Source organism: Vibrio eleionomae (assembly GCF_009874545.1).
Lineage (GTDB): Bacteria > Pseudomonadota > Gammaproteobacteria > Enterobacterales > Vibrionaceae > Vibrio > Vibrio nitrifigilis.
Genome location: NZ_WEKT01000006.1, coordinates 129,818 through 150,775 on the forward strand (window position 1 = coordinate 129,818; position 20,958 = coordinate 150,775).

Genomic DNA, 20,958 nt, shown 5'->3' on the forward strand with positions numbered 1-20,958 from the left:
GTCATTCAACAATATCATCAAAGACCTTAGTTAAATGCAGGTTCTTCATACCAGAAGAACCTGACAAGCGGTTACTCTTCGCTAAAAAGATCGCCACCGTGCATATCAATCATTTCTAAAGCTTTACCGCCACCACGAGCCACACAAGTAAGTGGATCTTCAGCGATAACAACTGGAATACCAGTTTCTTCAGTAAGTAGACGATCAAGATCTTTCAATAAGGCACCACCACCGGTGAGTACCATACCGTTTTCTGAGATATCAGAAGCAAGTTCAGGAGGACATTGTTCAAGAGCAACCATGACGGCAGAAACAATACCTGTTAGCGGTTCTTGCAGTGCTTCAAGAATTTCATTTGAATTAAGCGTAAAGCTACGAGGCACACCTTCAGCAAGGTTACGACCACGCACTTCAATTTCTTGCACTTCATCGCCAGGGTATGCAGAACCAATTTCGTGTTTGATTTTTTCTGCTGTTGCTTCACCAATTAAGCTGCCGTAGTTACGACGTACATAATTAATGATCGCCTCATCAAAACGGTCACCACCGATACGAACAGAAGATGAATAAACAACACCATTCAATGAGATAACAGCAACTTCAGTCGTACCACCACCGATATCGACCACCATTGAACCTGTTGGTTCAGATACACGAAGGCCTGCACCAATTGCAGCTGCCATCGGTTCATCAATTAAATAAACTTCACGAGCGCCAGCACCCAGTGCTGATTCACGAATCGCGCGGCGCTCAACTTGGGTTGACCCACAAGGAACACAAACCAAAACACGTGGGCTTGGTTTTAATACGCTGTTGTCATGTACCTGACGGATAAAATGCTGCAGCATTTTTTCTGTCACGTAAAAATCGGCAATAACGCCGTCTTTCATCGGACGAATTGCGGAAATATTTCCTGGTGTACGACCCAGCATTTGTTTTGCAGCATGACCTACAGCTGCAACTGTTTTTCCACCGCGACCTTTGTCTTGGCGAATCGCAACCACTGAGGGTTCATCAAGAACAATACCTTGTCCTTTTACATAAATAAGTGTGTTGGCAGTACCTAAATCGATAGATAGGTCATTTGAAAACATGCCACGAAGTTTTTTGAACATATTCTTCGCTCGTCCTGCAAGAATTAAGAAGATAAAAAATTGCTCTAAATGTACCAACGCCTTGCGATCACAGCAAGGCATTGGTGCATAAACATAGAGCGAAACGGGTAATTTCTAACAAATTCCTAACTTCCATCCCGAAAATAAGCTCGGGCATCAGTTATTCATTCGCGCTTCACCTCGGTAGATCACACGGTCATTGCCGCGAAAAATACCAAACGTGACAACAGCAGAAGGATCTTCATCCCCAACCCCACGCCAATTATATTGTAGCCATGGTTGATTAAGGTAAGTGCTTCCGCAGTCAATATCTGCTGATGATGTGGTTTGAGGAGACACCGTTGAACTATCATCCAAACGAATCCAAAAACGCACTTTTTCTCTCAAATCGGTATCGCTATCAGGCAGTACTTTTACCACGGAGCTTTGTCCGTTAGTGACAGCCACCGCTGCCGAAGCACCACTCAACGTTGAACTTGATGACTGAACAGTATTTTGCCAAATCGTCTGTTTACAGAGTCCATCGCCAGCGGTAGAGAACACCGAGCCTGAATCTTCGGTATTCACAACAAATTGACTTCCATTCCAATACTGGGTTTTCAGTGGGACACTTAAAGTGGACTCAGAGTTCCCTCCCACATCCGATAATACCATCCGACCATAGCGGAAATCGGGCTGAGTTGGAAATGCTTTATTAGTACTATCGAGAATTTGGTTAGTATAACGCGCCAAAGATTTATCGGTGAAATCAACGTTATCAATGCTATCTGTCACCTCTAGCCCAAACCCCGAAGTAAAAGGGCCATCTGGAGATGTTGTATAAGGTGAACTTACCGTTTCATTTTTTAATAATGTAAATGAACGAGTGACTGATAACGCAGCCCCACTCCAGCTTGTGGTATCGCCCCAATAGTGTTCATCATAATCAGCGACCCGCGCTCCAATATTTTCATTACCAGCATTTGTGTTAACCGCCACTAATTTTATATTGGCAATTAAGCTTGCCCCAAAGTCGCCATAATTGGTCGTCGCCCCACCTGACATATTTTGCGCTTCGACATTAAAACTATAGCTAATAGGTTGGTTCATATAAGCAAATCCATCTAAATTACTTGCATATGTCCAACTATTCGACGTAATGGTTAGATAGGCAGGATAAAAACGCCCAATATTTCGATAACCTGTCTGGATTGTTTGTCCGAGGTAACTACTTTGAGTGTTTGCTTGTATCTGTAATACCCCGACTTCACTCCAAGTTAAGCCACTAAAATCATAGTAACTATTACTCGTACCATCAGTATTCAGTAGTGTGACTGACGTATCTCCGTCGCTATCTTTTAACACTCCGGAAGCGCCACCACTGGGTTCGGCAACATCATGATCTAAGTTCACTGTTGCGGCCAATTGAGTATCGGTTGAGAAAAAGTTTTGTGTCACTGGAGAAGAGCAATAGTTCGTTGTTTCTATCGCTCCAGACACACTGCCGTTGGAAACCCACCGGATAGGCTTAATATGCAGAGCAAAACTTTCTCCTGCTGCTTTAAATCCTTCACTGTTGGCGTCTGTAATATTACCGTCCATTGCATCACCATCAGATGGACAAACCGCAAATGTCCATGGCCGTGAATAGACAGTAAAGCTTCCTTGTAACGTCCCATTGCCTTTGATAGGGCAATCACTACCGTAAGAAGAGCAGTTAAATTTTGAGTCGGTTAAGGTCACCGTTTTTACACCAGAATCTTCCATCGTCAGCGTTGCAGTCGCAGCCCCAGAAGAGAATGCAAGATTGCTCATCGTCAACTGCCCAATCCCACTCGTTGGTGCCACCCATTCGGATGAGTAAGAAGGGGTCCCCGTATAGCCAATATCAATAACCCCACCACTGTCATCACAAGCTTGGACAGTTATCGGCACCGATTGAGGTTTATTCGCAATCACATACTGATCATCAACATCAAAGGTATAAGGAACAAAATGGTAGGTTCCAGAAACGTTGCTGGTATCAGTATCAGACGATAAAGAAGTAGTAACCGTTTTATCTTCCGATTTTGTTGAAGATAAAGAAAGTTCTAACAAACCGCTGCTGTTAGGCTGATACACACCAGAACTTCCGGAACCAGTAACCACTGTTAAGTTACTCGACGGAGAGACTTCGATATAACCGGTATAGTCCGTTGCCGGATTGCCATCTTCATCCACGACTTGCAGAGAAATATCCTGAGCTTTACAGGTGAGCGTATAGTCTTCACTAGGTGAGATGGTCAACGCATAGCTTTTTTCTTCACTGACACTACACTGGTTACTGCCATTTAATGCTTGAATATTGGCATTATTTGACATGGATAAATAATGCGCGGTTACCGCCCCCTGAATGGTAATGGAAGTATCAAGAATAATTTGCTTCGCAAGTAAATAGCCCTTAAATATTTGCCCCTTGAGCTGATACGTTGCAGTTGGACCATAAATCACTGGGTAGATAAACCCGCTGTCGGATTCTCCAACATAATTAAAAAGCATCGGATTGTTTAGTAGCAGGTCTACAGCATAAAGACTTGAGCCAGCGATGTTAATCCAAGCATTTGACTCAAATGTCATACTGGCATTGGAAGCCGTCACAATAGTCTTAAAATTAACTGTAGTATTCTTATCGAAATACACTTCTGTATTTCCCTGATAAGTGAAATGCTCTATGGATATTCCATCAGCAAAATGTATGGTTAATTTTTTCCCCGCATAGGTTGAAACATCCAAATATTCAATATCTTGCAGAATAGTAATCGCAATATGATTATTTCCAAGATCCATGTAACTGCATTTAGAGCTACTGGTTGGGGACAAGTCACAAGTATGCCTGTAACTTCTCAAATCGAACAATGAACCATCAGTGATCACCAAATCCTGATTCGTAGAAAAATTCGCATCAACCAGAGGTGGAGCATCAATTTTACGGGCCGCTAAATTGCCATCATCATTCCCCGGAAAACACCCCATACCATCACACACAGAGAGGTTAGAATTGCTATACATATTCCAATCTGTATTTGTATAATCGAAACCGACCCGTAACGCATTCCATTTAATATTGGGATCCCAAGAATGATGAAGCTGAGTGGTATTTTCTTGTTTGTAAGCGTCAGACCATCCGTTGACTTGCACGGTAGAATTCGTGACATTCATCACGCTTGCGCCGTAATAACTGTAGTTGGTAGTTCCATTGGTTACCCAACTCTGGGCAGGCTCTGGAAACAAATCACAAATTTCAGGTCGGCTATTGTCTAAAATAGGGGGCGAAACCGACTGAGTATCACAAGCTAAGTCATCTACATTTAAGCCATACACATCAAGATGAACAGAGTTAACTCCTTTGAGGTCTGCATCGCTCGAATCAATCAAACTCCATTCGCCATTAACAACTTTGTAGTAGTAAAGTGTGCCGGTCTTGTTGCTTTGTGCCCCATCATCAGCTCGATATTCTAACCAAATAGTGTAATCTCTTCGGATTTGAATTGAGGGATCATAAATAACGCGATCAAACAAAGTAAACGCTTTATCTGACCATAAATTCAACGGTAATATTTCTAATTGGCCAACCCCTTTTCGTACCCCTACCACTTCATTTTTAGATGCATTATTGATATCAAAAGAAATAGCAAAATCGTTATCCGATCTCAATGAATAACATTCAGCCGCACTCAACGCATAGCTAAAAGAGCTATAAAAAGTAGTCAATAAAATCACCCACCACACACGAGGAAGATATTGCAACATTGGCTACTCCTTAATCCAAACATCTTGAACACGTTGTACTTGGAAATTTCCACTACCACATATTACCGTCGTTTCTATTCGATAGTAGGTCGTACTGTTGATCGACAACGTGCCTTCATTGGCGCAAGTTGATGTCCATTGGCAATTGGGAATACTTGCCATAACATCAGCCCCCGCAGATGAATTTGCATTCCATGTACTACATGCACTGGCAACATCGCTTGACGTATTAAGCGGATACATCGTCGTCAGCGCACGCTCATTGATAGAATGTGCGGCATACCATGCTTTATTACCAATCAACTCTCGAGAAATAGAATCTTGATTTGACCACTCCATTCGGGTTAATGCCGATGCAAGTAAGCCCATCACTATAATCACAAATATAGCAACAATATAAAGATTACCACTCTGTTTCTTTATCTTAGGGGACATTGAGCACCTGCACATCTTGTTCAAAATGGCTCTGTTCACCGTTTTGGGCAAATGTCAGAGAGATTCTAACGACTCCGCCTCGATGTAACGTTGGCGCTTCATAGCTCATCGTGCCACGACTAATACTGTCTCCAACCTGTACGTTATTGCGAGTAAGCGCATTGGTAGTGAGATTTAAACAGTATTCAACTGAATTTTGGTAAAGATAAGCACGGTCAGCAATAGAAGTACTCAGCAAAACATGATTGGCGGTTAAACTTAGCGTGGTATCAGAACCAGATAAGGAAAAGTAGATTGAATTATCAGTAAAATCTGACTGACGACTAGGGTTAATAATCAGGGACAAGCCATCATAACTACTGGGCGCATCACCAACGATAAACTGCAGTGTTTGCGACTGCTCATTGATGCCATAAAAGCCAGCATATTTAATGGGATAAAAAGAGACACACTGCCCATTGGAGTTATCTGTTACCGCGATACTATTTGGTACAGCATGGCGAATTTCTCTGGCTATTTTCTCTAAAACAAACTGGGCTTGAGTTTGAATACGCTGACGAGCCACTGTGTCGGTATATCCCTTTGCCCCCAACTCCAAAAAACCCGCAATGCCAAGAACAAGTATGGATCCTATGATTATCGTCATGATCATCTCGATCAGGGTAAATCCACGCCTACGCATCAATAATTCCCCCGAAAAGCGATAACGGAATATTGACCATATTGACCGGTATCGATACTCAAAGAGATCCGTTTAAGATCCGTAATCGCAGTCGTGGTTGAACCAGAACTATCAATGTAGCTCACCGCTATTTTTACCGTAAAGTGGGCATAGAGTTGGCTGTTCGATAGATCAAGTAACGTACTCAGTTGGCCTGAAACAGGGGTTGTGCCGCAATCACTGGCATTATCACTCCACCAGCAACCGATGTAATCATCCACATCATCATAGTCCGCGACAGTTTCACCGCTATCCGAGCCCAGATTAGCAGCAGTGGTACAGGTTGTAGCACTGCCTGTTAAATCATTTTCACCACAGCGATAATCACTGCCCGAATTGTCACTATTTTCATCAAAAGAACGTGCCAGAATACGGTTCATCAAACTCTGCTCTAAATTGGCAGCGCGTATTTGATAATGAGGAATAGCGGAACGTTGTACTTTAGGATAAAGAAAGCTAGTGAGAGTTAACATAGCAAAGCCAATCAGTACCATTGCAATAATGCTTTCTATCAAGGTAAAACCCAAAAGGCGCCGCATACTAGCACCCTCCTCGATGAACATACCCTTGTTCATTAATGCACACTTGAGTCGTATTACCATTGGATTGAATGGTGATTGTCACACCTGATGAGGCGCTACCCAGCGGATTACCTAACAGATCGAACGCGATAGTATTGAGTGCCGGAGAGGAATAAAAATTCACTCCCGATTCTTGCACACGATCGCTGCGTAATTCATCATTACTCGCACTGCATCCAGTTACCGAACCAACGCAATCACTGGTAATGGTTAATACGTAATGAGAGTTACTGACAGGATTGACCAAATTCGATTGCATACGACTTATCTGGACTTGGCGAATAACTGAGATGGCTTGCTCTTGAGCAGTATATGCGGAGAAGTTAGACGCCCCGATAAAGCGAGAGGCGGCCACAACAGACAAAATAGAAACCAGTACAATAACAATGATCAACTCGACAAGAGTAAACCCTTGAATGCATCTCCGCTCCTTTGAGCGGAGGTGAAAAGACTTCGGCTTTCTTGTTCCATATGCAAACCACATGGATGGCAATAACTTAATCTAGTTACAGTTAACTAAAGTAACGGTTGGTTCCGCGCTACTTGATGCTGCTGCTTGATAAGTCACATAACACGCGGTATTGGATGTTGATGAGCCATAACCAATTCCTTGAGCTGGAGAAGTAACAATAGTCCAATCAGAACTTAACCCTGATACTACAGCCCCTAACGCAGTAGACGTCGCGGCTGGGTAACCATAAACAGTATCAACATCAGTGCCATTTACTGTCACGGTTGCAGTTGCATCATTCTCGGTCCCATTAATCGAGGACTTACCGTAAACAATACCAGCTGCGCCTTTAATCGCACCTTTCAAGCCTTCTGCGGCTGCTGTTCGCGCATCATCTTGCAGATTTAAAAACTTAGGTGCTGCTGTTACCGCCAAAATGCCGAGGATAACAATGACGACCACCAATTCGATTAAAGTAAAACCACCTTGTCTTTTCATAACTTTCTCACTACATACCATTGATTAAAATTCGCCAACTACTGCAATGTGACCGTCACTTGTCCTGTTGCCAATTCGTACACGAATTGATGTGCAGTGCTGCCTTCTTGCTGAACGTATGTGCATGTATTCGCTGCATTGTCTGCTTGAGCTGAATACTGTACATCCGAGTCATTGCCTGCCGCTGTTGTTGTCCCAACCTTGGGTGGGTTCTGTAACAAATTTTCCATTAATAAAATACAAGCACTATCCGTTAAAGAGGTAGGATAACGATTACCTGAATTAACAGACAGCGGGTACCCATCTCGAAAACCGGTACTGTTTCCCGAGCTATCCTTTGCACGAGTTAGCCAGAAATCCACACCATCATAATTGACTGAGTTATACCCCTGACCACCAATAGTCACTTGAGGCCTAGCCTCAGCTTCCCACTGTGCTCTGGCTGAAAGAACCGCCGTAGCATATCCCCCAGCGACACCTTCAATGCTCGCTTTTTTAGCTTCATCGGTGACATCTAAAAATTTGGGTAAAGCGGCAACAGCAAGCAAGCCGATAACGACGATGACAACCACTAGCTCTATAAGTGAAAATCCTGTTTCTGACTCTTTTTTAGCCACCCCAAGACCCCTTATTGAAAATGCTTCCGCGCGACCATAACTGGGTGAAGACACACTGAGTACATCATTGTGTGGAATCAAAAAGAACCAAAAACCGCTTCCCGGACAGTATGACCTTTAATTCATATAAAGAAGTATAATGATAAATGCAATTATAGCCGTCAGAGCTACTCACACTTTCAACATTTGGTTCAATATTGAGAATCTTACGCTTGGGAAATACCGTGCTAAGCACTCGTTCACAATCTGCGTTTGAGCCTTTTTTAGGGTATACCCAACCGTCTTTTGATAACTCAATAATTTCCTTATCGATTTTAAGCGTAGAAGGTTGTTGGCGAAGTATCCAGATTTGTTTGATACGATTTGCACGATCCAACATATTTTTTGTTGCCAGTGTAAATACCGCGTGATCAGCCGCTTCCTCCACTTTAAGAAAGTGGTGAATAAATGCAGATACCAGTATCACGATCACAGCAGCCCAAAGCACAAAACGTAAGCGTGCCTCCATGTTAGCCCCCTTTGATCGCGTCCAACATGCCCCACATGGGTAAAAAGATCCCTAACGCCAACACCAATACCATACCTGCAACAATAACCAACAAAATAGGTTCGATACGAGCCGTTAAGGTTTTTAAATCGTAATCCACTTCACGATCATAAAAATCAGACACTTCCATTAATAATTCATCAATACGGCCCGTTTCTTCTCCCACTACAATCATTTGTAGAACGAGGGGAGTAAAAATTTTTGTATTACTTGCTGTCTGGGATACGCTACTGCCCGACTCGATTGCCGCCTTCATTTCCAATAGGCGATTTTCGAGGAACTTGTTTTGTAACGCTTCAGCAGAGAGGGCTAAAGATTGATTGAGTGGAACGCCTGCTTGAAGCATCAATGAAAAGGTCCGAGAAAAACGCGATAATTGCGCTCGATTGACAATACCGCCGACAATCGGAATACGTAGACGATACTTATCCCATGTTTCTCGCCCGGCATCAGTATTTACCCACGCTCGAAAAGCGAATATCAAACCCACTAACGTACCTAACATGAACATCCAGTAGTTAACAAAAAAGTCGGACATAGCGATTAATATGCGGGTTGGTAAAGGTAAATCGACGCCAAAACGCGAAAACATCTTGGTAAATTGAGGAATAACTTTGACGTTAAGAACAAACATAGCAATCATGATAAAACTGATCACAAACATCGGGTATCGCATTGCTGTTTTGATTCGCTTACGAGTTTCTACCTCTTGTTCATAGTAATGGGCTAACTGTAATAAAGCCTTGTCTAGCCGACCCGTATTTTCTCCAACATGAATCATTGAAATAAACAGTGAACTGAAAACGTGAGGATGCATCTGCATTGATGCAGAAAGACTACGACCATTCGTGAGTTCCCCCCCAACATCTTCCAATGCCTGTTTCAGTTGTTTATTGGAGCAATTCTGCGTCAGACCACGCATAGAACGTAAAAGAGGAACCCCCGCTTTAGTTAAGCTGTAAAGCTGCCGACAAAATATCACCAACACTTCTAGAGGAACGTTAGGTACCAATAAATCACGCCAATCACTGACGCCAAAAGACACTTTGGTGGCACTTTTTCCTTGGGTAATTGAGGTGGGAATAATCCCTCGATTCATCAGTCCATCAGCGGCTAATTCTTCAGTCGGAGCGTCAATACTGCCAGAAGTTTTACTGCCATCTAATTGTCGACCTTGGTATCGATAAGTTGGCATTGCGCCTCCCTATAAGTAGATAGGTTGCACCGAGCCCGATGCGTCCCCTTCTCCGAGCGCCATTACTTCGTCTAAACTCGTAACACCCTGTAAAGCAAGTTCTAATGCCGAAACCAGCAACGGTTTATAAGTCGTGGACTTTCTGGCTGATTTCCCAAACCCGACAGCGTCATTCGCACGTAAAGCGTCCATCATATGCTCTTCTAACTCCAGCATTTCAAACACCCCAACTCGCCCGCTGTAACCCGTCATATTACAGTTTTGGCAACCGCTACCTTGCATAAACTGAGCATCAACTTGATTGGGAAAGCGTTGTTCAAGCCACTGCTTTTGATAGTCATCTAAGACGATAGGTTTACCACAATCTGGGCAGACTTTACGTACCAACCGCTGAGCCACCACCGCACGCACGGCACTGGCCACCAAATAGCCGGGAGCCCCCATATCAATCATGCGTAACGCACTATCTACCGCATCATTGGTATGCAGGGTACTTAGAACTAAGTGCCCAGTTAAAGCGGCACGCAAACCTATTTCTACCGTTTCTTGATCGCGCATTTCCCCGATCAATATGATGTCTGGGTCTTGGCGCAAAAAAGTGCGGAGCAGGGTCGAAAAATCCAAGTTGATCTTAGGATTGACCTGGACTTGGTTAATACGAGAGATGCGGTATTCAACAGGATCTTCGGCAGTAATGATCTTCTTTCCTGCTTCATTTAATTCCGTTAATGCCCCGTAAAGCGTGGTCGTTTTCCCTGAACCTGTTGGTCCCGTTACTAAAATCATGCCATGTGGACGATGTAGTTGGCGCCTTAAACGTTCCAAAAGATCATCAGGAAGTCCCGATTCATCCAATGCTCGAACACCTGCCGTTTGGTTGAGCAAACGCATAACGACAGATTCACCATATTGCACAGGCATTGTGGACATACGAATATCAACGGACTGACCTTTTACATTGATGTGAAATCGACCATCTTGTGGCAGCCGTTTCTCTGAAATATCGAGGTTAGCCATCAACTTCAAACGTAAAACCAGAGCAGGAGTAATATTAGCTTCATTTAACAAGGTTTCATGCAGTATGCCATCAACACGCTGACGTAACCGTAGTACGTTTGCATCAGGTTCAATATGTATATCCGACGCACCAACTTGAATCGCATCTTCAAATAAAGAATTGATTAACTTAACGACGGTAACATCGTCGGAGTCGGCTAATGTATCCGCGGATAAATCAAACACATCGCCCACTTGGTGCTCAGCTTGTAATTGCTCGGCAAAGTTAGCAATATCTTTGGTGCGGCGATAATAGCGATCAAAACCAGAAACGAGTTGTTTTTCCGGAGCGATAACAAATTCAAAACTGTACTGTGGAAGTTGATTTAACAACGCTTCTTGAGCAAATAAATCGGCAGGATCGCTCATCGCTATACGTAACTGAGTTCCATTTTGTCCGATCACCAAAGCACGTAAACGGCGCGCATGAACTTCAGGTAATAACTGCACAGCATCAACATCAACATTGGCACTATTTAGATCGATTAAGGGAATATTCAATTGCTGAGAGAGGAAACTCAGCATTTGTTTCTCAGTTAAAAATCCGAGTTCAATTAGAGTATCACCCAGTTTGCGACCCGTATTTTTTTGCGCGACCAGTGCTTGTTCTATTTGATGTTCAGAGACAATTCCCTCTTCGACCAACAAATCCCCTAACCGCTTTCTCAGTTTAATTTGCATGAGATGCGCCTCCCTGACTTTGAGCTAATATATTCAACCTATCTTGAATAAAAGCCATAGAACGAGAGGAAACCCCCACTTTGCTTAAAGCTTGCTGATAAGACAGCTTGGCATCTTGTAGCTTTGCTGACCGCTCTTGCTGAATGGCTAACCCGAGCCACCAGCGTGCATTGTTAGGATCTTTAGCCACCAACATTTGATAACTTTCTAGCGCCATCGTATTCAACTGGTTTTTTTGTGCTAATGCTGCACGCAAAGAAAGATACTCAATCGACGCCCCCTCGCTCACTGGCGATAACGGCGTTAAAGCTGCTCGCATTTGTTTCTCTTTGATCAACATACGAGACAAGGCAATACGCAACCGTTCTCCGTCGTGATGCATTTCAATCCCGGTTTGCAGTAAATCAAATGCCCGGCGTACATCATTTTTTCCGTAATACAATGCCGCAAGTTTTTGCCGCAATAACTCATCTTTTGGAGTGTAACGTAACGCCTCGGCATATCCTGCAACGGCCCCATCAAAATCATTACTGTCCAGTGACTTTTGTGCTCTCGCTTCTGCAGCTTGAGCTAACTGCTCTGGCGTTAGCTCTACTTGTTCGATCGTCACTTGAGGAGATTGCTCTATGGTCGTTGTCTTAGTGATAACAGGCGTTGCATGTGTATCAGAAACTAACTTATGAGTCACAGGATCCGATGAGGGAGGTATTGTTAACTCTTCTGTCTCAGATGATGTTTGAGCAGCATGAGTATGCGGCGCGTAGACAGCTGTAGTGGTGACAACCGATTTCTGAGTTGGGCCTGGAGAAACGGTCGATTCTTGCTCTTTTTCCAAGACAGGAGATGATTGTGCATAACTCGCTGTCATGTCCTCGCGTGTACTCTTATTTTGCGCAGACACAGCCCAGCCCCCTAATGCTAAGCTAAGGCAGAATCCGGCCAATACCCATACCCAAGCAGGACGTGACTTTATTGGAGTCACCGTGACTTGCTCAATATCTTCAATGGCAGAGTCTTGTGCTTTCGCTAGCTGAGATAACGCTTGATTGATAGTACTCATTAATGACTCCATCCCCATAAAAACGGGGCTCTGAAACGCGGTTTACAAGTATCAAATGTGTCGTTAATAGCCAAAAACAGATGTTGATTAGAGACCACATTCTCCTGCGCATTAAAAGCCAGTAATAACGCTTTATGACAGATCTGGTTAATTAATCTTGGAATACCTTTACTGGCTCGCCATACCGCTTTTTTTTGCTGGAAGTTAAATAGAGATAGTTCTCCACCTGATTTCGTTAAACGGCTGTCGATATAAGCCACAGTTTCAGACACATCAAGTGCTCTAAGCTGGGCCGTAAAAGTAATGCGTTGACGGAACTGCCGCAGATTATGCTGCTCTAACCGCCGATCTAACTCAGGCTGCCCAAGCAAAACAATTTGTAGCAACTTAGTCTGCTCTGTTTCTAAGTTACCAAATAAGCGTAGCACCTCTAGCGCATCATCGGGTAGAGCTTGTGCTTCATCAACAATGGCAACCACTTGTTTTTGTTGTTGATGTAAATGTATGAGGCGCAGCTGAATGTCCGAAACTATCGATTCATCCGTAAAGCCATCTAACTGTAGCTCTGAACCAATAGCACGGCGTAACTCTGCACCCGATAAAGCAGGATTAGGTAAGTAAATCAGTTCAAAATCTTGAGATAAGTGCGTAAGCAGCATCCGGCATACCATGGTTTTGCCCGTGCCCACCTCACCTGTTACTTTGATCACCCCCTCGCCCATTTTTAAAGCTGAAGCGACAGTTTGTATTGCTTCATAATGAGGAGGGAGCCCTAAAAAAAGTTCAGTATTAGGGGTTAAATGGAATGGGTACTGATTAAAGTGAAAGTGATTTAAATACATAACACTTACTTCTCATCAGGAATCCATTGTTGAAGCATATCTCGTGAACGTTCTAGTTCTTTCTGCCAAGTATTCACTCCAACCACCGTTGGTTTCAGTAAAATAACCAATTCTGTTTTTTCCGTAACATTCGATTTGCTACGAAATAGGTGGCCTAGCCCTGGAATATCACCCAATAATGGCACTTTGGTGGTTTTATTGGTGGTATTTGTTTTCATGAGTCCACCAATAACAACCACATCTCCATCTTTGGCTCGAATCACTGAATCTGACTCACGAATAGAACTTTTTGCCAATGGTAATTCTATTTGTTGATCTTGGTAAGTGATGACTTTCGAATCTTCTTCTACATCAATAACGGCAGGATGAACATGCAGCATTACATTGCCTTTGTCATCAATTTGCGGAGTAACATCGAGAGAGATACCTGAGAAGAAAGGTGTCAGTTCAATATCAGGTGCAGCTTCAGAATCATCCCCATCACCAACTTCACTGGTAAGGTCAGTCACGTAATATTCATCTGTACCGACTTTTATCACTGCTTTCTGATTATTCGAAGCGGTAATCCTAGGGCTGGATAGCACATTAATATCCCCCTGAGTCGCCATAAAACTCAAGACACCAGAAAAACTGCCATCAGAAATAGATAGGCTAGTCGCCCCTCCGAGCAAATTACCAATGGTATCCATGCCAGGCAGAGAAGTATCGCCATCGACACCGTAAGTCACTTTACTGTTGCCAAAGGACAAATTAGACCAATTGATACCTTGTTGATAACTGTCATTGAGCGTGACTTCCAACACTTTTGCTTCCAAGATAACTTGGCGATGAAGGCGTTTTTCTGAAACCCCGAGAAAACGACGAATTTCACGAATCTGTTCAGGATAAGCTCTAACTGTAATGACACCGGCTTGCGGGGAAACCACGACACTCTGACCTCGACCAGAACCAATTAACTGAGTAATCGCTGTTTGTAATTGCCCCCAGAAATCGCTTTGGCTAGTCGTTTCTATTTCGGTGCCACCACTTAAAGAGGAGCTACTATTGCTGCCTGAATTGTCGGTATCGTTTCCTGAACTCAACAATGAACTTGTTGAACTGGATGACGAGCTTGATGAAGAATTTGAGCTAGAACTCGAACTCGATCCATTGGTTGTAATCGTCCCAGTATTTATGGCGGTTAAAGACCGTCCTGATCGCTTAAATTGTAAATAATCAACAGGTAAAGTGACTGTACGCAACCCCGCAGGATAGATCTGGATGACCTTGCCTACTTTATCGATTTCATAACCATAAAGATCACGCACCACATTAAGAACATCATCCAAAGTCACGTCCGATAGATTAACTGTGATTTTTCCAGAGACATCGGGGTGTATCGCCACACTGTAATCCGTGCCCTTCACCAGACTGGTAAAAAAAGCTTTGGCCTCAACACCATCCGTTTTAATACGAAATCTTTTGAGCTGTTTAGGTTCATCAACCTCGAGCTGAGATTGTCCAGGCATTAAATCTGCTTCAACAGAATCGGGTAAGGTAGCTAATCGCTGATCTTTACTATCCGCGACAGCTGTATTGAGAGCCTGCTTTATCTCTACCGGATCTCGATGTCCCATTGAGCATCCAAGTAAACTACAGACCATGGCTCCGATAATCAATTTACGCATGCGCTACCCATACCTTATTGCTTTATATCTTGAGAGTATAATTCAAGTGTCCATTGTTGCTTTCCCCGAGCGATAACAACTTTTGACGACTCGATTTGTCTCACTCGATAACCATCAATATCATCTCCAGATGACACAACTTCTCCGCCAATAACCGCAGAGCATTGTGTCGTACAAATAATACTATCCAGCTTGGGCAGTGGCTTTTTGACCACTTTTTGCTGCTGTTGTGGCTGCATCCATGCCAGTGGCTTGGTTGGATCAGATTCCGCCCATGCCTGAGTAACAAGTATTAAGAAAAAAATTCCGACCATACTGCTGAATTTAGCCACCGATAAACTCCTCTCGCGAACCTATCGTATATACCACGAGTATTAATCTAGCTTGAGGATAGTCTTCCACTGTATATTTCAAACTATGCCAGTAGTACTTAACGGGTAAGCTTTCCAGGGCAGATAAATAACTTTGGATAGCGAAGTATTGACCCGTTAGTTCAATTCTTACCGGATGAATGTAGTAACTGTTATCCGCTTTATTCGTTCCAACTGGCTTGGCAGGCAATGATGTTAGGCTCACTAAATTAAGTTTTTTGCCATTCGCTAAAACACTTTCTAACAGCTTTGCCATCTGTGACGGCGAAACCATGCCATCGATCACTTGAGAAATCGTCATTGATAATTGCTGACTTTGCTGCTGCAAACTATCAAATTGTTTATCAACTTCAATATCAGGATTAGCCGATAACTGTTTTTGCAGAAGATTTATCTCACTCATCAACCCTCGATTAACTTTAGTCGCCTCGGCTATTCTTTGCTCTATCAACTTGTTTTTTTGGAAAAGAGGATCAATGAGAACCGTTTGAATCAACAAGCAGATGACCACGAGACCACTGAGCACAATCAGCACTTTCTCTCGCATGGATCGATTAGCAAAATGGTCACAGAGAACTAGCCAGCGCTCTTTCATCATTTAGACTCCTGCTTATGCTTAGTTCTCAACTCAAACGTGACAATCCCTTTCTCATTACGTGCTATCTGCATTTTTTCAAACGCTCTACCCACCAAATGTAACTCTTGCTTAAACTCGGCAATCCAAGCGGGAACCGCCTCCGCATTACGAGCAAAACCCTTGATATTTAGTTGATTGTTATCTATTTCAATTTCCGATAACGAAATGTTTTTATTAGACAGTTTGGCCAAACCAGCCATAACACCGGAATAGCCTATTTGCTTAGATTTCTCAATCGTATCAACGGCACCAATTGACGCCTTTTTGGATTCAATCTCTTTCTTCAGCCGACTGATTGCCGCAAGCTTTTCAGGAGAAGGTTGATGGCTGACGGCTTCTTTCTTTAACGTATCCCTTTCACTTTTTAACTGGGTTTCAGTTTGCTGAGTAATTTTTAATTCCTTCTGCAGTGAAACACCATGGAAATACTCAAAAGCAAATATGCACAGGAATACAGAGGCAATAGCCGCCCACCCAATTCCCACATTAGCTAAGGTAAAATAGTTTTTTTCTGGCTTAAGATGATCTTGATAAAGGTTGATCGAATCAACAGAGAGCCGATCGACGGCCAAAGCCAGTACCTGCCCAGCCCACTCAGTTTCGGAATTTAATAACGACGACTTAACACTTAATCTCTCATTTAAAGCCTTAACCACTTCTTCGTTATCTTCTTCGTCACAACACACTTTAAGTAAATGAAGCGGCATTCCTTTCATTTGTGACGAAAGGTAGTCTACAGATCGTTGCAACTCTAAAGCTAAGCCATCCAATTGCAAAACAGATGCAGAGCGACCAGTAATAGGAGAGGTGATACCGCGCAAGGTACGCTGAAAAATACACTGCTGTTTAAAAAAGGCTTCAAGTTTGAAATCACCACCAGCACTCTTTTGCAGTAACAGGAAGTTAGCGGTTTCACCACCACTGAGCGCCCATACTTCTTGCTCTGGAATAATTCGTCCTAGCTCGCAATCAATAGTTTCTAACTGAGCACTAAGTTCCAGAACTAACTTTTTACTCATTACATAGGACTGAACTTTGCTTTTGTCTGGCAATTCATGAGCATCAGCAACAACCTCGGTCACTTTGTCGCGAATAAGATCTTTTAAAAGAAAGGGTAATGCGGAGGGCCATTCACTAGCGGGGATAGCTGGTTTATCAATTTGATAGCTCTGATACAAACGAGAATGAAGGATAACATCGACAGTTGCTCCTTTTACTCCTGCCGTCATCAGTGCATTAACTAAAGTAGGAGCAACTTCTTTTTCGTCTAGTGGGTAACGCTCTGGTAGAGAAACATTTGCATGACTGGAAAAATACAAAGCACTAGGCTGAACAACCGCATAAATGGGCGGTTTTTTTTCAGTCCGGAAAGAGAACTTAAATTTATTTTTCCAATCTTCAAATTTTATCATTACTTCGTTCGCCACCTATTCCTTCGCCCAGGTTTAACTAATGATTCCATTTTCCGTTTCTTCAGTTTGCCTGGAATCAGCGGACGTTCTTCGTCAAATAAACGTCCTTGAACACCATTTACCCCGAGCGTCTGTAACATTTTCCATTCTGATTCTTCTTCGACCCCAACCGCTATCACTTTCGTCTCACTTCCGCTACATACGCCAAGCATACTGCGAACGAATAGCTGATTTTCGTGACGTTGATCGATACGCTTAATCAAACTACGGTGCAACTTGATAAAGTCGACTTTGATATCTTTTAAGTAATGGGTACTCACAATTGTTCGGCCAGCCTGCCCTACCACTACTTTGTATCCGAGACCAGAAATCATGCGCAAGACAGGACGCATATAATCTAAATGCTGAACTAAGTGCCCTTCCGAAAACTCAAACGATAATCTACGTCGCATATCAAGAGGAAGTTGCATTAGTTCAAATTTAAACCACCGAACATAACGTCGATCAGCAAATGGAAGTACATGTAAATTTAAAGAATAGTGGTCTTTTGATGAGTTGTGTTGTAAAAATTCTAATATCCGAGAAAAAACTGACCGATCCATAAACGGTTCATATCCAACCATTTCTAATGCTGCACTGAAACGAGAAGCTTTGATCACTCCTTGCTGCGGATCGTCAATTCGAGAGAAAACTTCACGATGTTCCACATGTAGGTCCCCATTATCGGTCAGTACATAACAAGGTTGTTGATATAACAAGATATTATTGGGTTTCAATGCTTCATCAAATAAAGTGCGCCACCGCACACTGCCCCGCTCATCTTGCGGCTTAGACAATTTCTTAAATCGACTCCAAGAATTGATACCTTGTAATTGGGCATTTTTAAGTGCCGTTTCCACTTCATTAATGATTCTGCCACGACGCTCACCTTCGGTATACATAGTGACGCCAATATGAAACCAATTATCTTTATCGAGTGGAGAAGGCGGTGTAATACGCTCAACCAATTTGAGACATTGCGATGCGGCATATGCCACATCCTTGGATGCCTGGTGGGGAAGAAAAACAGCAAAAATAGACTCGTAATAACGGGACAGTATGACATCAGGATAGCGCGATAATACATTTGATAAACATTGCCCAACATCAACGATTAAGTTATTCACACTTTGTTTGTCATTTTCTTCTTTCGCGGCTTCAATTTCATCGATGCGCAACATTATCACGCCACCGTGAGCACCACTTTCCTGCAACGTAGCTTCCAGCTTATTATCAAATAAAACCCGATTCGCTGCTCCTGTTAGCTGATCCAGAAAAGTCTGACTGCGAATAAAGGTATCGAAACGACTACGCTCTTGGCGAGCATCTTGTAGTTCTTCAATCAACAAATCGAGAGCTTCACTTGCCGTATATGGCCATTCGCGCTCATCACCTTTGGCAAATCGTTCAACCTGACCCGCGAGGATCATCCGACCGCGCTCTTCTAATAACTCCGACCCCATAAGCTGTTCTTTGAGCCATTTCACCCCTTGCACTAAGCAAAATACAATAAATGCAACAGCAAGAGTGATCGACCACATCGCCCCCATGGAATAACTGTACCCATTATAGGGAGGCACCACTTTGAACTTAACGTGATATCCATTGTGCCGTTTTAGTGGCAACGTTTGCTGATACAAACGTTCAGGTGACACTTTATTAGAGGTATCTTTAAAGCGATAAATCACTCCCGCTTTTGACGAAAGCTCCATTTCAACGATATTACTAGCTTGCAGCATTTGTGGCATCCAACGCTGCATCGAATAGACTTCATCAGGATCATCCATCTCCTTATCAAGGACATCGACCATGCCTTCTAGATAATGATTAAGATACTCTTGGCCTAACCGCTGGAAAGAATACGTCCCACCAACAAATAAGATAAACATGGCACTGATCACGATGATTGTGACAAACGCAACGAGACGTGTACTCAACTTGAGCGTTGGGGTATACCTCATGAAAATGGAATTCCTTTTCTGTACATTTGTGAAGAGGTGAACTGAGTCTGCTGAAGAAAGAATGAGGTAAGTATATAAAAAAACCGCTATTTTAGCGGCTTTTTTATAATTTTAAGTCTTCACCCCGTGACAAATGATGAAAAACTCACCAATTTATATACTCGAGCAACCTCAAGATGCTGTTTTTGCGAGAATGCATTAATCAATAATCGCTTTAAATGAACAAGATTGAAGAAAAAGCAAATGCTCTCTTAATAAAGGATCATGCGCATAAATATATAAGCCATTGATCGCTCTAGTCATCAGCACATTAATACTGTTTAACATGATTTGTCGTTTAATCTGCTCAGCATTATCACGTTGACCTAATCCATTAAACGCAGCTTTATCTTCATACTTCAAAGGATCAATCAACAGGCGTTGCGCGATCGGATCCCATGTAACAGAAGGCCCTAAGATGAGCCCAACATAATTGAGATCAAACCCTTGAATTGTATAGACTGAGCCGACTTCTTCAATCGTATCTGGACGCTCTGCCCACGGATCTTTTGCTTGAGGCTTTGCTCGATCCCAACGTAATTTAAAGCGCCCTTCCTCTATAAAATAATCGTTACCATCTAGTCGATAAGGGTAATCATAGGTCGCCAACATCCTAGACAAACCATCATGTTGATTATGATTCTTAACTTGCTCATACATTTCTTGAGCGTCAGAGAAGATTTTGAGTGTAAAACCACCGTCCTGAACATTGGGTAACGGTAAAACGTTCCTTTGGCAAAATTGTTCAATCCACGTTTGATGAACCATCGACGTATTCATGCGAAACTGTTTTGTTAATCGATAAGTATCAAATGAATCATTGCCAACAACCTTCTCTAATACATTAATATCCCACCAACTCTTTGCTTTTAGAGCCTGCTTCTCATCAAAGATAACCACAACCAAACGAGCAAGATTTAAAATCTCTTCCAAATGGTTATCCTGAGCAAAATGGTTATAGCGATCAGGACTTGTCAGCAATAAATGAGCTTCATCCACCAGCACAATATCCGCTTTTTGTCCTGTTTTGTGCATGCGATTAATGAATGTCGTTGGCCGTTCATAATCTTTCTTTTTTAACAGAGCAACAGACTCAGTAGCATTTCTATACGCTTTAAGCATTTCAGGATGGTTCACCAAAAGATAATTATCAAAACCAAACAAAGGATGTTGCTTGTTTTGACGAGCATAGGTTTGTAAATCTAAAAATAACCTATTAAGAAATACACTTTTCCCCGTGCCTGCATCGCCGTGAATAATAAAAC

19 protein-coding genes are annotated in these 20,958 nt (G+C 42.8%); all 19 read right to left on the bottom strand.

Annotated elements, in window-relative coordinates:
* Positions 1–71 precede the first annotated feature (71 nt).
* The gene (locus F9817_RS05890; protein WP_161154020.1) at positions 72–1,115 is read right to left on the bottom strand and encodes a rod shape-determining protein; all 1,044 of its coding nucleotides are present in this window, start codon (positions 1,113–1,115) and stop codon (positions 72–74) included.
* A gap of 156 nt (positions 1,116–1,271) precedes the next feature.
* Positions 1,272–4,883 (bottom strand): DUF6701 domain-containing protein, encoded by a 3,612-nt coding sequence (locus F9817_RS05895; RefSeq protein ID WP_161154021.1) that lies wholly within the window; start codon positions 4,881–4,883, stop codon positions 1,272–1,274.
* Positions 4,884–4,886: 3 nt separating this feature from the next.
* The gene (locus F9817_RS05900) at positions 4,887–5,318 is read right to left on the bottom strand and encodes an MSHA biogenesis protein MshP (RefSeq protein ID WP_161154022.1); all 432 of its coding nucleotides are present in this window, start codon (positions 5,316–5,318) and stop codon (positions 4,887–4,889) included.
* Positions 5,308–6,000 carry a PilW family protein gene (locus F9817_RS05905; RefSeq protein WP_161154023.1) on the bottom strand — a complete coding sequence of 231 codons (693 nt, stop codon included), beginning with the start codon at positions 5,998–6,000 and terminating at the stop codon, positions 5,308–5,310. The genes F9817_RS05900 and F9817_RS05905 overlap by 11 nt, the downstream gene beginning before the upstream one ends.
* Complete coding sequence (locus tag F9817_RS05910; RefSeq protein ID WP_161154024.1) at positions 6,000–6,578, bottom strand: type IV pilus modification PilV family protein; 579 nt, start codon at positions 6,576–6,578, stop codon at positions 6,000–6,002. The genes F9817_RS05905 and F9817_RS05910 overlap by 1 nt, the downstream gene beginning before the upstream one ends.
* Before the next feature lies 1 nt (position 6,579).
* Positions 6,580–7,104 carry a prepilin-type N-terminal cleavage/methylation domain-containing protein gene (locus F9817_RS05915; RefSeq protein ID WP_161154025.1) on the bottom strand — a complete coding sequence of 175 codons (525 nt, stop codon included), beginning with the start codon at positions 7,102–7,104 and terminating at the stop codon, positions 6,580–6,582.
* 18 nt (positions 7,105–7,122) lie between these two features.
* Positions 7,123–7,569 (bottom strand): prepilin-type N-terminal cleavage/methylation domain-containing protein, encoded by a 447-nt coding sequence (locus tag F9817_RS05920; RefSeq protein WP_161154026.1) that lies wholly within the window; start codon positions 7,567–7,569, stop codon positions 7,123–7,125.
* A 38-nt stretch (positions 7,570–7,607) separates the two neighbouring features.
* Positions 7,608–8,186 (bottom strand): prepilin-type N-terminal cleavage/methylation domain-containing protein, encoded by a 579-nt coding sequence (locus F9817_RS05925; protein ID WP_161154027.1) that lies wholly within the window; start codon positions 8,184–8,186, stop codon positions 7,608–7,610.
* Between the two features lie 64 nt (positions 8,187–8,250).
* The gene (locus F9817_RS05930; protein ID WP_161154028.1) at positions 8,251–8,694 is read right to left on the bottom strand and encodes a hypothetical protein; all 444 of its coding nucleotides are present in this window, start codon (positions 8,692–8,694) and stop codon (positions 8,251–8,253) included.
* 1 nt (position 8,695) lies between these two features.
* Positions 8,696–9,928 carry a type II secretion system F family protein gene (locus F9817_RS05935; RefSeq protein WP_161154029.1) on the bottom strand — a complete coding sequence of 411 codons (1,233 nt, stop codon included), beginning with the start codon at positions 9,926–9,928 and terminating at the stop codon, positions 8,696–8,698.
* 9 nt (positions 9,929–9,937) lie between these two features.
* Positions 9,938–11,665 carry a GspE/PulE family protein gene (locus F9817_RS05940; RefSeq protein ID WP_161154030.1) on the bottom strand — a complete coding sequence of 576 codons (1,728 nt, stop codon included), beginning with the start codon at positions 11,663–11,665 and terminating at the stop codon, positions 9,938–9,940.
* Positions 11,655–12,725, bottom strand: a complete 1,071-nt coding sequence (locus F9817_RS05945) for a tetratricopeptide repeat protein (protein ID WP_161154031.1) — start codon at positions 12,723–12,725, stop codon at positions 11,655–11,657. The genes F9817_RS05940 and F9817_RS05945 overlap by 11 nt, the downstream gene beginning before the upstream one ends.
* Positions 12,725–13,567: an ExeA family protein gene (locus F9817_RS05950; protein ID WP_161154032.1), complete on the bottom strand. Its 843-nt coding sequence runs from the start codon at positions 13,565–13,567 to the stop codon at positions 12,725–12,727. The genes F9817_RS05945 and F9817_RS05950 overlap by 1 nt, the downstream gene beginning before the upstream one ends.
* A 5-nt stretch (positions 13,568–13,572) precedes the next feature.
* Positions 13,573–15,234, bottom strand: a complete 1,662-nt coding sequence (gene mshL / locus F9817_RS05955; protein WP_161154033.1) for a pilus (MSHA type) biogenesis protein MshL — start codon at positions 15,232–15,234, stop codon at positions 13,573–13,575.
* 14 nt (positions 15,235–15,248) lie between these two features.
* Entirely contained in the window at positions 15,249–15,566 is a 318-nt protein-coding gene (locus tag F9817_RS05960; RefSeq protein WP_329604822.1) for an MSHA biogenesis protein MshK, read from the bottom strand.
* Complete coding sequence (pilO, locus tag F9817_RS05965; protein ID WP_161154042.1) at positions 15,559–16,200, bottom strand: type 4a pilus biogenesis protein PilO; 642 nt, start codon at positions 16,198–16,200, stop codon at positions 15,559–15,561. Before pilO ends, F9817_RS05960 begins: the two co-directional genes overlap by 8 nt.
* Entirely contained in the window at positions 16,200–17,669 is a 1,470-nt protein-coding gene (locus F9817_RS05970) for a PilN domain-containing protein (RefSeq protein ID WP_202436355.1), read from the bottom strand. The genes pilO and F9817_RS05970 overlap by 1 nt, the downstream gene beginning before the upstream one ends.
* A complete protein-coding gene (csrD, locus tag F9817_RS05975; protein ID WP_161154034.1) occupies positions 17,654–19,654 on the bottom strand; it encodes an RNase E specificity factor CsrD in 2,001 nt (666 codons plus the stop codon). Before csrD ends, F9817_RS05970 begins: the two co-directional genes overlap by 16 nt.
* A gap of 198 nt (positions 19,655–19,852) precedes the next feature.
* On the bottom strand, positions 19,853–20,958 hold a 1,106-nt coding region (locus tag F9817_RS05980; protein WP_161154035.1), incomplete at its 5' end, for a DUF2075 domain-containing protein.

Bases quoted from the DNA above. Each gene is read 5' to 3' on its own strand.
- F9817_RS05950 (WP_161154032.1), bottom strand. From the start codon at position 13,567: ATGTATTTAAATCACTTTCACTTTAATCAGTACCCATTCCATTTAACC.
- F9817_RS05905 (WP_161154023.1), bottom strand. From the start codon at position 6,000: ATGCGTAGGCGTGGATTTACCCTGATCGAGATGATCATGACGATAATC.
- csrD (WP_161154034.1), bottom strand. From the start codon at position 19,654: ATGAGGTATACCCCAACGCTCAAGTTGAGTACACGTCTCGTTGCGTTT.
- F9817_RS05915 (WP_161154025.1), bottom strand. From the start codon at position 7,104: ATGTGGTTTGCATATGGAACAAGAAAGCCGAAGTCTTTTCACCTCCGC.
- pilO (WP_161154042.1), bottom strand. From the start codon at position 16,200: ATGAAAGAGCGCTGGCTAGTTCTCTGTGACCATTTTGCTAATCGATCC.
- F9817_RS05935 (WP_161154029.1), bottom strand. From the start codon at position 9,928: ATGCCAACTTATCGATACCAAGGTCGACAATTAGATGGCAGTAAAACT.
- F9817_RS05930 (WP_161154028.1), bottom strand. From the start codon at position 8,694: ATGGAGGCACGCTTACGTTTTGTGCTTTGGGCTGCTGTGATCGTGATA.
- F9817_RS05945 (WP_161154031.1), bottom strand. From the start codon at position 12,725: ATGAGTACTATCAATCAAGCGTTATCTCAGCTAGCGAAAGCACAAGAC.
- F9817_RS05890 (WP_161154020.1), bottom strand. From the start codon at position 1,115: ATGTTCAAAAAACTTCGTGGCATGTTTTCAAATGACCTATCTATCGAT.
- F9817_RS05895 (WP_161154021.1), bottom strand. From the start codon at position 4,883: ATGTTGCAATATCTTCCTCGTGTGTGGTGGGTGATTTTATTGACTACT.
- F9817_RS05940 (WP_161154030.1), bottom strand. From the start codon at position 11,665: ATGCAAATTAAACTGAGAAAGCGGTTAGGGGATTTGTTGGTCGAAGAG.
- F9817_RS05910 (WP_161154024.1), bottom strand. From the start codon at position 6,578: ATGCGGCGCCTTTTGGGTTTTACCTTGATAGAAAGCATTATTGCAATG.
- mshL (WP_161154033.1), bottom strand. From the start codon at position 15,234: ATGCGTAAATTGATTATCGGAGCCATGGTCTGTAGTTTACTTGGATGC.
- F9817_RS05900 (WP_161154022.1), bottom strand. From the start codon at position 5,318: ATGTCCCCTAAGATAAAGAAACAGAGTGGTAATCTTTATATTGTTGCT.
- F9817_RS05920 (WP_161154026.1), bottom strand. From the start codon at position 7,569: ATGAAAAGACAAGGTGGTTTTACTTTAATCGAATTGGTGGTCGTCATT.